The 12,297-nt window shown below is 59.2% G+C and carries 10 protein-coding genes and 4 pseudogenes; 3 read left to right on the plus strand and 11 right to left on the minus strand.

The window, feature by feature from the left end; all coding sequences use genetic code 11:
- Positions 1-775 precede the first annotated feature (775 nt).
- From IVB27_RS19995 to IVB27_RS20005, 3 genes and pseudogenes are all read right to left on the minus strand, one after another.
- Positions 776-1,204, minus strand: a complete 429-nt coding sequence (locus tag IVB27_RS19995; protein ID WP_247445042.1) for a CBS domain-containing protein — start codon at positions 1,202-1,204, stop codon at positions 776-778.
- A 25-nt stretch (positions 1,205-1,229) separates the two neighbouring features.
- A complete protein-coding gene (locus IVB27_RS20000; protein WP_247445033.1) occupies positions 1,230-1,463 on the minus strand; it encodes a metallothionein in 234 nt (77 codons plus the stop codon).
- Positions 1,464-1,550: 87 nt separating this feature from the next.
- Positions 1,551-2,021, minus strand: a pseudogene (locus IVB27_RS20005) (NADH-quinone oxidoreductase subunit B); the annotation flags it as partial.
- 502 nt (positions 2,022-2,523) lie between these two features.
- Between IVB27_RS20005 and IVB27_RS20010 the strand changes: the two are divergent.
- Positions 2,524-4,515 carry a protein-L-isoaspartate(D-aspartate) O-methyltransferase gene (locus tag IVB27_RS20010; protein WP_247445035.1) on the plus strand — a complete coding sequence of 664 codons (1,992 nt, stop codon included), beginning with the start codon at positions 2,524-2,526 and terminating at the stop codon, positions 4,513-4,515.
- Between the two features lie 30 nt (positions 4,516-4,545).
- Here IVB27_RS20010 and IVB27_RS20015 read toward each other — a convergent pair whose 3' ends face one another.
- A complete protein-coding gene (locus IVB27_RS20015; RefSeq protein ID WP_247445036.1) occupies positions 4,546-5,067 on the minus strand; it encodes a PRC-barrel domain-containing protein in 522 nt (173 codons plus the stop codon).
- Positions 5,068-5,881: 814 nt separating this feature from the next.
- On the opposite strand from IVB27_RS20015, the gene IVB27_RS20020 reads away from it, so the two are divergent.
- The gene (locus IVB27_RS20020; RefSeq protein ID WP_247445037.1) at positions 5,882-6,187 is read left to right on the plus strand and encodes a hypothetical protein; all 306 of its coding nucleotides are present in this window, start codon (positions 5,882-5,884) and stop codon (positions 6,185-6,187) included.
- Between the two features lie 1,876 nt (positions 6,188-8,063).
- Here IVB27_RS20020 and IVB27_RS20025 read toward each other — a convergent pair.
- The 4 genes from IVB27_RS20025 to IVB27_RS20035 all read right to left on the minus strand — a co-directional run bounded on the left by IVB27_RS20025 (position 8,064) and on the right by IVB27_RS20035 (position 9,875).
- A complete protein-coding gene (locus IVB27_RS20025; protein WP_247445038.1) occupies positions 8,064-8,294 on the minus strand; it encodes a hypothetical protein in 231 nt (76 codons plus the stop codon).
- Between the two features lie 19 nt (positions 8,295-8,313).
- Positions 8,314-8,562, minus strand: coding sequence for a DUF6894 family protein (locus tag IVB27_RS43660; RefSeq protein ID WP_524536496.1), 249 nt, complete (start codon positions 8,560-8,562; stop codon positions 8,314-8,316).
- 3 nt (positions 8,563-8,565) lie between these two features.
- Positions 8,566-9,195, minus strand: a complete 630-nt coding sequence (locus IVB27_RS20030) for a Crp/Fnr family transcriptional regulator (protein ID WP_247445039.1) — start codon at positions 9,193-9,195, stop codon at positions 8,566-8,568.
- Positions 9,196-9,548: 353 nt separating this feature from the next.
- Positions 9,549-9,875, minus strand: a complete 327-nt coding sequence (locus tag IVB27_RS20035; protein ID WP_247445040.1) for an NAD(P)H-binding protein — start codon at positions 9,873-9,875, stop codon at positions 9,549-9,551.
- Between the two features lie 1,090 nt (positions 9,876-10,965).
- Between IVB27_RS20035 and IVB27_RS20040 the strand changes: the two genes are divergently transcribed.
- Entirely contained in the window at positions 10,966-11,331 is a 366-nt protein-coding gene (locus IVB27_RS20040; RefSeq protein ID WP_247445041.1) for a hypothetical protein, read from the plus strand.
- Positions 11,332-11,337: 6 nt separating this feature from the next.
- On the opposite strand, the pseudogene IVB27_RS43665 reads toward IVB27_RS20040, so the two are convergent.
- From IVB27_RS43665 to IVB27_RS20050, 3 pseudogenes are all read right to left on the minus strand, one after another.
- Positions 11,338-11,465: pseudogene (locus IVB27_RS43665) on the minus strand (IS3 family transposase); the annotation flags it as partial.
- A gap of 92 nt (positions 11,466-11,557) precedes the next feature.
- A pseudogene (locus IVB27_RS43670) lies at positions 11,558-11,678 on the minus strand (transposase); the annotation flags it as partial.
- Positions 11,679-11,827: 149 nt separating this feature from the next.
- Positions 11,828-12,297: pseudogene (locus IVB27_RS20050) on the minus strand (transposase); the annotation flags it as partial.

Genomic DNA, 12,297 nt, shown 5'->3' on the forward strand with positions numbered 1-12,297 from the left:
GCCCCATGAACGCAAACTCGGCAGCCAAACCAAGGATGATATCGATAAAGAACCTCGCGAAGAACGGTCCTGTGGGCGTTCTCAAACCTCGTTGTACAATCCGAAGCGAAGGCATTCGACGATCGGATATCTGAGCCCTATGGAGTTCGAACGGAAGGTCGGATTAGCTTAAGCCGGTGTCAACAGAACCGGGTGCAGCTCAGGCAAGGCGTCTTCCTGATGGCGCGCCCCGGGACCTATCAAGAGACGACCCCGGCTTGGATCCTGGGACAGGTTAGGCCGGGGCCGCTCCACCAGCTCGAAGGAGATAGCTAGCAAAACCTCCAAGTTCTCCTCTTCGCGTTCGTTCCTCTAACCGGCGTTCGAGGTCGCAAATTAGGGCGGCTTGCCGCTGCTGAAATCCGGTCCTGACTTCAAAACCTCGATTGCCGCACCCGCCGCAAGCGAAGCGCGGCTCGATATCAGACAAGCGAACATCGTCTGGCTAGCGATCGGCACTAAGAGCAACGTTGTGACCGCGGACACCGCAACGTGAGATTACGGCGCGCCTCGGCAAAAGCCTATAGCGCGAAGGCGTACGCCGCGAGAATAAGTGCGGCGCTGACGATGATAATGCCGACGAAGAACCGGGCCACTACTTCTCCTTGCGAACACCCTTAAACTTCTTCGCGCTCTTCTTGACGCCCATGAACTCGCCGCTGGACTTGTTACGCTTTGTCGAAGTCTTCGGTGCTTCGATCCTCCCGGGATGACCCGGCTCGCAGCGCGGAAGACATCATTGCTGGGTGTGCTCGCCGCTTGGCTGGGATATTTGGGCAAGTGCAGCGCCGGCGCTTGCGTCCTCGCTTCGAGCGACATCGCCAAGCGAAACAATGCCGACAAGACGTTTGTCGCGGTTGAGGACCGGCAGCCGACGAACTTGAAGGTCTCCCATGGACTGGCAGGCCGCCTCCACGTCTTCGTCTTCGAAGCAATACTTCACGTCGGACGTCATGGCCTCGGCGACCGGGGTGTCGGGTCCTCGCCCTTTGCCGATGGCGCGAATCGCGATGTCGCGGTCCGTAATCATTCCAACGAGACGGTCGCCGGTTCCAACCGGCAAAAGGCCGACGTCGAGTTCCGACATGAGCTCGGCCGCAGCTTGAACGGTGTCCTGGGGTTTTGCGACTTTCGCGTCGCGGGTCATTGCGTCTCGAACGAGCATTTGCCTCTCCATCGTTGTTAGCCGGTTACGAACGGTCGGTGAGCTCGGTGACGCCATCTCTGCCGGCGCAGTGATTGCAGCAGTAGATGTTGCCGCCGGCCTCGAGCCCGTGTCCAAGCACACGCGTTCCACATGTTTTGCAGGTGGGCGCCAGCGCCTGGATCGCGCACTCGAAGCTATCGAAGGTGTGGGTCTCGCCTTTCACGACGACCTGAAACGCCTTGTCATAATCATTCCCGCAGGTTTCACATTTCGGCATTCGGATCTCACTCCATCAATCAATGGCCGGTCTGGCCATGCCCAAAACGATCTCCAAATTCGTCGCCAAGGCGACGCGGCGCGGGGTCTATCGCTCTATCGTGCCTGTTCGTCTGATCTTCTTCTGAAGCAGCATGATCCCGTAAAGCAAAGCCTCCGCGGTCGGAGGGCAGCCGGGCACGTAGATGTCGACGGGAACGATGCGGTCGCATCCGCGGACGACGGAATACGAATAGTGGTAGTAGCCGCCGCCGTTGGCGCAGGATCCCATTGAAATGACGTATCGCGGCTCCGGCATTTGGTCGTAGACCTTGCGAAGCGCGGGCGCCATCTTGTTGCAGAGCGTTCCCGAGACGATCATGCAGTCCGACTGTCTTGGCGACGCGCGGGGAGCGCAACCGAAGCGTTCGACATCGTAACGAGGCATGGAAACCTGCATCTGCTCGATGGCACAGCAGGCCAATCCGAACGTCATCCACATCAGGGATCCGGACCGAGCCCACGTGACGAGATCGTCGAGCGGCGCGACGAAGTAACCACGGTCGCCGAGATTCTCGTTCCCTACGCTCGAGGATATGGTGTTCGCTTCAATCATCGGACCTCATATTGTCGGGTTCGAGGTCTGCTTGTCGCCCAACCCGCATCATCAGTCACGGTTGCTATTTTTTCGATTGGCGCGACTATTTTTGGCGCGACTATTTTCCTGCAGTGAACCTCGCGCAGCGACGCCCATCCGGCAATCCGCGGATGTACTTAGCGCGCCAGCATGATGATCAACGCCGCGAGCACAAGGACGCCAATCAGCCCCGCCAGGAAGATTGCTCGTCTTGCCGGCGTGCGAAGAATGATCTCACCGCCTCGCGCCTTCTCCGCCGGATAGGATCCTTTGGGAGGCGGGGGCGGCTCTGCTGGACCTTCACGAACCATGCCGCAACAACGCGCCAGCTGGAAATTGTTCCTAATAGGCATCGCGGCGTCACGGTTTGCCGGTTCACCGGAGAACCGGAGGAACTTGACTCGTTCCGGCTGCATTCACGCATGTAGAAACGGACGACGCTATCATGACGCAATATGCCGATCTCCGCGACCGTATGGTCGACGTGCAGCTCGCTCGCCGCGGCATTCGCGACATCCGAGTATTGGATGCCATGCGCCAGGTTCCGCGGGAGCGATTCCTGGAGGCTGGATTCGAGGAATTTGCGTACGAAGACGGTGCGCTACCGATCGCGAACGGCCAGACCATCTCGCAACCTTATATCGTCGCGGCGATGACCGAAGCAGCCGAGCTGAAGCGAACCGACAAGGTTCTCGAAGTCGGCACCGGTTCGGGCTATGCCGCCGCTGTTGCTTCGCGACTGGCCGGAACGGTCCAGACCATCGAGCGGCACGGGCCACTCGCCCGAACGGCTCAAGAACGGCTTGCGGCGCTGGGATATGCGAATTGCACCGTTCACACGGGCGACGGCACCCGCGGTTTGCCCGATGAGGCGCCCTTCGACGCGATTCTGGTCACTGCCGGCGGCCCGTCGGTGCCGGACGCGCTCAAACGGCAACTGGCCGTCGGCGGCCGCCTCGTCATCCCGGTCGGCAATTTCGAGGACGAACAATCGCTGTTCCGGATCACACGCCGGACTGAGACCGACTATGACGAAGAGACCTTGGGCGCCGTCCGCTTTGTGCCGCTGATCGGGGAGCAGGGATGGGCCGAGGATGGCACGCGCGCGGCCAGCAACCACGCCGCCGGTCACGCGCGCGCCCAATCCGTCACAGACATGATCCGCGTCGCCATAGAGCCCTTGCCGGCCTTCGACGATCCAGCGTTCGGCGCGCTGTTCGATCGATTCGGACAGTCGCGCGTTGTCCTGCTGGGCGAAGCCAGTCACGGCACGTCGGAGTTCTGTCAAGCGCGCGCCGCGATCACGCGCCGGCTGATTGAAAAGCACGGTTTTGCGATCGTCGCCGTGGAAGCGGACTGGCCCGACGCCGCCGCGATCGACCGCTACGTTCGCGGCCGAGAACACCCAGGATCGCATGAAACGCCCTTCGAGCGCTTCCCGATCTGGATGTGGCGGAATACGGATGTCGCCGCGTTCGTGGACTGGATGCGCGGACACAACGAACAAAAGACACCGAGCGATCGGGCCGGATTCTTCGGCCTCGATATCTATAACATGCGCGGGTCGATCGCGGCCGTTCTGGCGTATCTCGACAGCGTCGATCCGGAAGCCGCAGCGGTCGCCCGCGAGCGCTACGGCTGCTTGACGCCGTGGCAGCGCGAGCCGTCGACCTATGGCCGCGCCGTTCTGACGGAGGGCTACCGCAAATGCGAGGCCGAGGTGGTGCGTCAGTGCCAGCAGATCCTGCAGAAGCAGCTCGCCTATGGCGCGGAGAATCCGGAGGGCTTCCTGGATGCGGCGCAGAACGCCCGCCTGATCGCGTCGGCCGAACGCTACTACCGGATCCTGTATTACGGCGGCGCCGAGTCCTGGAACCTGCGGGATACCCACATGTTCGAGACGCTCTGCCACGTCCTTGACGCGCACGGCCCTCAATCGAAGGCGGTGGTCTGGGCCCACAATTCCCATATCGGCGACGCCCGCTTCACCGAGATGGGCACGGTCCGCAACGAGCTTAATATCGGCCAGCTCTGTCGCGAAAAATTCGGCGAGGCGGCCACACTCGTCGGTTTTGGTACCCATACCGGCACTGTGGCGGCTGCCTCGAATTGGGACGGCGAGATGGAAGTGCTGTGCGTTCGTCCGTCCCGCGCGGACAGCTATGAGGGGCTGTTCCATGACGCAGGCGTAGAGCGCGGCCTGGTTGAATTCCGGCGCCATGAAGCTCTTCGGCGGCGCCTGCTCGAGCCTCGCCTCGAACGATTTATCGGCGTGATCTACCGGCCGGATACTGAACTGCAAAGCCATTACGCCGAAACGTCGCTGCCTCACCAATTCGACGAGCTCATCTGGCTGGATGAGACACATGCGGTGACACGCCTGGAGCCGGAGCATCGCCGGACCGGCGTTCCGGACACCTATCCGTTCGGATTTTGAGGCGCTGCTCACCCGCAGGAATTATTCGCTTCAGTACTTGAATTCCGACAAGTTTTTCAGTTCATCCTTGGTCCCATTGAATATGGCGTGGTTTGGAAACCATGGATTGGGCTCCGTTATGGCCACCGGCGTGCTCGTCGTGCCGATGGTCTTAGTGGGCGGCATCTGCGGCGCGGAGTCCTCGCTGGTCGGCGCGCCGGACCGACCAGTCCTGACGGGCTGTTCGGCAAACCTGATCTTATCGAAGGACACCGCGACCAACCGAGCATTGATGCTCAAAAAGCCCTCGATGCTTATCACGACCACCTTGACGCTCCCTTTGTTGTCCATCAAGAGATCGTTGATCGAGCCCACGTTCTCATTGTGGCCGTCATAGACGACCAGTCCGACCATTTTCGAAGCGCGCCAGTTGTGCTCAAATGGGACTTCGGAACTGCTGCTGCTTGTCGCAGCTAGGACCTCCGCGCTTCCTGTGGAACTTTCCGCCGCGAAAGAGGCAGTTCCGATCCACATTAAGCCAGCAACACCTCCAAGAGTGTATTTCCACAGCATGAGGTATGTCCTGATCAGGCCTGTGAGTAATCTCTTCCTTTCCCCTCCTGTTCCTCCGCGCCAGTTTTTGTCTGCCAGCAGTGGATGCGGTTTGTTTTTGCATTCATGCATGCTTATGAGGACGCATACGCTTGGATGCTTCGGCTATGTCAGTTCCGATAGCCGCAGCGAACGGAGCGACAGGCCTGAAGCTGTTACCATGATTTTCGAGGAGCTTTGCGCCGTGTGACCCGGATCTCCGAACGTCGTCTGAACTGTGGGACCGTGGTGCCACGCCGTCGCGCAACAACTTGATCAGGGCTGGAAGAATATAAAGAGAGGCGCTTTGCCCGCCAAAAGCGATGTCGGGCAGGTTGTTAGTGTCGTTCGGTTTGAAACTTGAGGCTGAGGCGACTCTCGTTAGTCCGCAGCAACAAAGAGATCGTGTGTGGCTGCAAGCATGCCTTGCCATCAGGTTTGGCGAGTTGGATGAGATCGCAATCTTCGTCGTTCCAGCTCGGTGTATTCGCCCGGTCCAACTGAAGTAAGCCGTCGCGCCAGTAGCGGCGTCACCATTAAATTTTAATCGGACTGAAACCGGTAAGTTCGACATGCGTTTCGCTCGAAACAGACTGTCAGCACAAGTGATCGGGAGGAGCTTATGAATCATGAAATAATGCCCGCACTGCAACATGCTACTCGTCGCCGTAACCGATTCCAACGGCCAGACCGGACTTCGGTGCCCTAAATGCGACCAGGTTGATCCAATGAAAACCATGCCGCAAAGTGGGCGGAAAGCCCATTGGCCAGGAAGGTTATCTAGAGGAGGGATCTCATGCGCGATAAAAGCCAAGCCATCGTTGCCCAAGCCATCGTTGCCGACGAAAGGAGCCGGAAGAAGCGTGCTGACGAGGACCGATCCCAGGAGGCGCATAAGACCCAGCAGGGTCACATGTCATCGCACCAATCACGTCAAGGCATCGCGCTAGACAAAAGGAATCAGGAACAGCCGATAGGCAAGCGCCGAGCGCAGGATTCGAGCTCTGAGAATATATCTGGCGCCGGCTCCCAAAGCGACGAGGACGCGGGCAAAGTGCCGGAGCCGGAACATAGGCAGCGTGATCCTAAGGAAAAGAAATAGGCTCGGGACAAAGAAGAACTGCGACCGGGCTCAATCCGCGGCCGGGCCCGGCTTGAGGCTCGTGTCGACTGAGAGCGAAGGGGTGTTTCGCCGCTTGTGAGCGCCGGTCGCTTTGCTGTCGGAGAAGAGACAGACGCCTTCGGCCTTTCCGGCCTCACCGCAGAGGGCTTCGCCCTTGGCCCCGGTACGCCTTCACAGTACGCTGAGGAAATCTTGGGTAGCCAGCGGGCTTTCGCCTTTCAATGCGGATGAGGTGGGAGCTATGCAGCCTGTGGGGCACAAGCTCCGCTGCGACGTTCCCGGCATCGTTAGCCGCCAAGCGTCCGATCGCCTGACTGCGCGCATTCGATGATCCTGCTGGCGATGGGGGATGTCATCCGCCCCGTTGGCAAGCCCTTTCCAGCGCGACCTTTATGTTGGCGAAGGTTCGATGATCGAACCTATCCGCAATTTTTTTCGAAAACATCAACGGACCTCCTTAGCGCGCGCTGTACCGGCTCTCTGGTTGGCAGCCGCATTTGCGTGGAAGGTGGATGACGGCATTTTTGGAACGAGATGCGCGACTCTGGTCAGGAACTTTCTCAATCCTATTAGCCATCCGAACGCACAAATGAATCACTGGAGCGTAGCGTGTGAGATGCGGTACCAGCCGCCAACACGTCGAGGGTATCGCGTGTCGTCCAGCCGTCTAGCTGAAGGTTGCGGCAGTTCGTGAAAGCAGAATCGAGACTAATCCTTGCAACTGGCCATCCTTGCAACTGGCCCATGAAAAACGTAGTCACGGCGTGACCGTCGGCGCTCGAAGGCATTTGAAAACAGTCTCTCATAATAGGCCGCGGCACATATCTTCTGGGTCCGATATCCCATAAAGACGAAACGTAGTGGACATGCATGCAAAAGTCGCAACCAGCTCCGGCGAAAGACTTGAATCGTGCGCGGGCCTTCTGTTCGGAGATTAGGGCTCGATCCGATCGAACAGCGCGATGGCGTGCTTTGCTATGCCTCGGCGCCGGCACGTTCGCAATTCGTATCAGCGGGAATGCAATGGAGCACTCACACCCAAATGGGTTGGGGGAGTGGAGGATATTGAGGCGACGATCCGGGAGCTTCGTGTCCCGGGGTCAAATTTTGAGGAATATGATCTGCACGGCTTGAAGACCGTTCATGGGATTGCAGAGATTGCCGGCAATATCTCAGGAAGGGTGGCGCTGAGCGCGGTTTCGCGACAGCGATGGGAATTTTTTTTGGAATCGGGCGATCGATAGCCCGATCTCGCCCGAAGCGAAGTTCGGCATTGATCATCGGGATCGCTTCCTTCCGGATGTCATGAGCAGTAGTCCGATGGCGATCAGGATCACCGCCAATCTGAATTCGCCACCGACAATGAACCGACTTTTCCGCATGACCGCTAACGCCAAGCGGGGGGCATCGGCTCCAATCCAACGAAGAAAAAATCAATTCGCTTTAGGCTTGCAGCCGAGGCGAGCCGCGCAAAAGCCAATACATTCCTCCAGCCGTTGGCAGTGACCACAAGGGAACCGATACGGCTGTTGGGGTCGCTATAGATGATTGTATTCCGCCGGTGGTGGCGAAACTTGAATCGACCGGGCGGCCCGCAAACGGTCGTCCGAATGCTCTCTCCAGCGCTGAGAGCACGACTTTTCGGCCACAAAGCCGTCCTATCGATAGCTGGCTTCCCCGCTGGCGTTTTTGCCGACAGCCCACCCGTCGGGTACCGTAGCTGGCTGCCGGACGGCTTTGATCAACGAAGGCCGAAGCTGACGCTGGCGGTGGTCGCGGAAGACTGATCATGCAGCCAGCCAGGAGGATAATGCGGCAGCAGGGCTCACTCCAAAGAGTAGGCCGAGCGCCTAGACTAGGGCTTATTCTCCTTCCTTTGCAGGTTTTGGAACCAGCCAACCCTGGCGAATCTCATGTGTTTCGGCGATATCGGCTTTTGTTTCGGCGATATCGGCTTTTTCCTTTTCGTGATCGCGCCCGACCATTCCTCAATCTGGTGCAACCAGAAGCCGCGGTGAGCCGGGTCGGTGCTGACTTGCTCCCGGAAGGTCGACGCGATCGCCGAACAGGCTTCTTTATAGTTCATTCAAGATCTTCAGCCTCGATCAGCCAATGGTGCGGGTACAGATCTTCAAGGAGTAGATCGGGCGATCCCCTCGACGCACTTCGAGATGCCAACTGTCGCCCGGCTGAAGACTGCCTTCGATATCGCGGACGAACCTCTTGGCTTCTTGCCATGCCGCTGCGTCGTCGGGCAGGTCGACGCCGCCGTCATCCTGATACGGTCGCGTGCCCTCTGAACGTGGAAGAAATACCGTGGCATTGAACGGGCGAACGCAGCATCTGAGGCGCAGTTCCTATAAAGGCCTCGCATGCAGGTAGTCGGGTTCGAACTCGGCAATGCGCTTCAGCTCGTCGAAATTCAGGAGCGTCACCGTCTTGTTTTCCCACCGGATCAAGCGACGTTTCCGCAGCTCCTGCAGGGTCCTGTTGACGTGAACGATCGAAAAGCCGGATGCATTCGCGAGGTCCTGCTGGGTCAGCGGAAGGTGGAAGCTATCCTCCGCGATCATGCCTACGGCATCCAGGCGGGATGCAATTTCGCAGATGAGGTGCGCGATGGAGGCGACTGCGTCGCGCGCGGCGACGTTGCAGATCCATTCACGCAGGATCGTCGTTTCTATGACCGTCTCGCGCCAGAAGACGCCGGCCAGGTTGGGCGAAGCGGCGATTAAGGTCTTCAAGTCCGAATGAGAGATCAGGCCGACGCGCGACGTGCCCATGCTGATGATGCCATGATCCAGAACGGGCGCGTAGAGTGCTTGCAGGTCGGGAAAATCGCCTGGAACGTGGAACGCCAGTATCTGCTCCCGATCGGCAGCGATCTTATAGCTGGCGAGAAAGCCGGCATGCACGACCGCACATTGCGTGGCGGGATCGCCTTCACGGCAGAGCGCTTCCCGGTGATCGAGCGTTCGCACCGTCACGCGAAGCGACTTCAAAAGCTCGCGTTTCGTACAGGAAGTTGTTCATTGCGATAGCCGACCGATGACCGGGGGATGACGAAGCATCGCGGCGCGCTCCGGCCGTACCAAGCTCGATATTTCATGATGATCTCTCCCATTGCCAGCCGCTCGGGGCCGGCGATTTCGAGGGCAACGCGCGAGGGCGCCTCTCGCCGGAGAAAGAACAAGATCATGGCTACGAGATCGGAGAGCTGAACCACCTGAAGCGCCCCGGTGCCCGGCATCAAGGGCAGAAAGAGGCAGACTGGCCAGCCCACGAATGAGCGCGCTTGCGCCGAAGGCGGGACTACCGAGCACGACCGATGGCCTCAAAATCACCCAATCCAGCTCGCGTGCGGCAGCTGCTGGTCACCAAGGTACTTTGTTGCAGAAAAGGCTGAAGGCTGCGCCCGGTCGACACCGATCGCAGATAAATGGATAAAACGGCGAACGCCTTCCTGCTCGCAAGCTTCGGACAACACTCCAATCCCGGAGGCGTGAACGCCTTGAGTGTTCTCCCGCGTGTTGTCTTGCAGCACGCCGGCGCAGTTGACCACGGCATCAACGTCCTTCAGATGAGGCAGCCAATCCCTAGCGTGCCGGGCGCACGTCACATCCAGCTTCAGAGATACCGGCACATCCGGCCGCGGCTGGCGCGCCACGCCAACGACGAGATGGTTTGCTCTCGAAGAGCAGCAGCCACTGTGGAGCCGATCAGGCCGGTCGCGCCGACGAGTAGAATCTTCATCCCAAATCCAAAGACGGCATCTGCTCCTCGTCCACAACGAGGCCGTGGTGGACGTGTTCCATCACGGGCCGGCGGTTGCCTCGGGTTAAGGATACCCGCCACACCGCTCAACTTCGCGGGGCCCTTTTTGACGAATTGTCCGCCTCTGTCCCGGGTGTCCTCCGGACCGGACTTGCAAACTTTGAAGGCAGAGGAGGCGGTCGGCGAGTACGTGTGCCTCGTCCCCTCTTGCAAGGCATTCGTTTTCCGCTTGGAGAAGCTGTCAATAATCTTCCACACTGTTTGGTAGGCTAGTCGTGTATGCCGTACTCTCCCCGGTCAGGCCTTGAGAAATCATTGATTGTGTTGAACCGCGCCGCGCCCGGAATTTGATTTCACGCATAAGCCTATTCAGTTATGTGTGGCTCATCATCGCGTAGTCCGCAGCGGTGGGGTCACCTTCTTGCTCGTCTGCGCCTTCGAGGTTGACGCCAGTGACGTGTCTTTGGTCAACGCTGGGTGCGTCTGAAGGATCAGGGTCCAGACACCTGGTGAAGGGCTTTGTCAAGCTCGCTCTCTCTTCCACAAAATGACCACACGCTTGTAACGAGACAATCGCGCGAAAAGGCGTACGTTGCGTCACCTAAAAGGTTGCTTGCTATGACGGACCGACTAACCTGTCACGATATGGAGATTCTCTGCAGACACCGAGCGGTCTTGGAAAGTGCCGACAGGGCAAAGTGGCTCCGCGAAGCTGAACGCTGGCGAGCCTTGGCGCATCAGAAGGCCGCGGCGGAGTTTCAAGATAGCGAGGTAGAGCAGGGAAGATTGCGTCCTTGGCCGTCCCTTCCTAGTCGAGCGAAGTAACCGCCGCTTGTTTGGTGTACTACTCCACCTGCTGTGACACAACGTGTATGGTTCGATAGAGGACGGTTGCTGCCGCGTTGAGGCTTTGCGAGATGCGAGCGGCTTGGCGGCTTCTATCGCGCTGAAGGAGGGTGGGGAACATAGTTCGACAGTCGTGATTGGTCATTTTGAATATCGAGGAAACGGCCATGAAAATGACGACAATCGCACTCGCGACAGCATTCGCTCTGTCGAGCACCTTCGCACTTGCACAAACCGGTGGCGCCTCAGCTGCTTCGGAAGGCGCGACAAATGGCACCGCGCAATCGGAGAAGATGGGCGCGGGCAGCTCCAATAGCAGTTCCGATGCGAATCGTACTTCGGCAAGCTCGTCCAGCGTCCAAGGCACGGCCGGAACCAACGTGGGCGGAACCGTCCAGACCAACCAGGGGAACAAGTTCGGCAACAGCGCCACGGGTCAACAGACCGAGGGGATGAGCCGGACAGGCCAACCCGCCACGTCCACGCACACCCCGCCCAAATAATGAAAGCCTGGTGATCGGCAGCTTGTGCTCACGGTCGATCATCGCTTTGCGCCCAGCAATCCCGCCTTAGTGAGCGCGCCTTCTAAAAGATCGTTCTCCAGCGTCAGCTCGCCGATTTTGGCATGGAGCGACCGCACATCGATCGCGGGGACAGCCGCCGCTCCTCCCGATCCGAAAAACCTCGGAGACGCTGCCTTCAAAGCTGCGATTTCCGCGCTGTGATCTGGTTGGGGGTGAACGTCGAAATGATCGGCCAGTTGGACGATCGTCCGATCGCTCTTGATGACGGCTAAAGCCACCTTCGCCTCGAAAGCCGGTGAGTGGTTCCGGCGCGATCGTCTCTTCATGGTCTCTCCTGATCGCGGCAATTATCGCCATTGTCAGGCAGAAATTCCACTTATCGTCCTGTCCAGATTTCCGCGACCGGCTCTCTCCAACACCTGTTCCGCCGCCTACCGCCGAGCTATCGCCAAATTTTGGTGACGGCCGGAGCCGGTCAGGCGGCGGCGGTTATGGGCTGACGGTCGGTCGGCTTGGCGATGACCTCGATCCCATCATTGAATGTCACACCGACAACGAGTTTTGGCAACTGGTTGTGGCCATCGAGACGACGCCAGCTTCTCTGCGCGGCCTCGAGCAGCTTGAAGACTCGCGAGTGCCGTCTTGTTGGACAGGCAGCCCTTCGATCGGATGGTGCGGTGGCGAACGGTGGCGAAGGTGCTTTCGATGGGGTTGGTCGTCCGCAAGTGTTTCCAGTGCTCGGCCAGGAAGTCGTAGAACGCCAGTAGCGTGTCTCTTCAGCGCGTAGCTCTCGATGAAGGCGTCGAACGCCAGGTCGGCGGCGAGCTTCGTTTCAGTCATCCAGATCTCCTGCAACGCGCGTTTGGCCTTCGGCTGCTGGCTCTTCGGCAACTTGGCGAGCACGTTGGCGGTCTTGTGCACCCAGCAGCGCTGCTCGCGCGTTGG

This window comes from Bradyrhizobium sp. 197 (genome assembly GCF_023073375.1).
Taxonomy (GTDB): Bacteria; Pseudomonadota; Alphaproteobacteria; order Rhizobiales; family Xanthobacteraceae; genus Bradyrhizobium.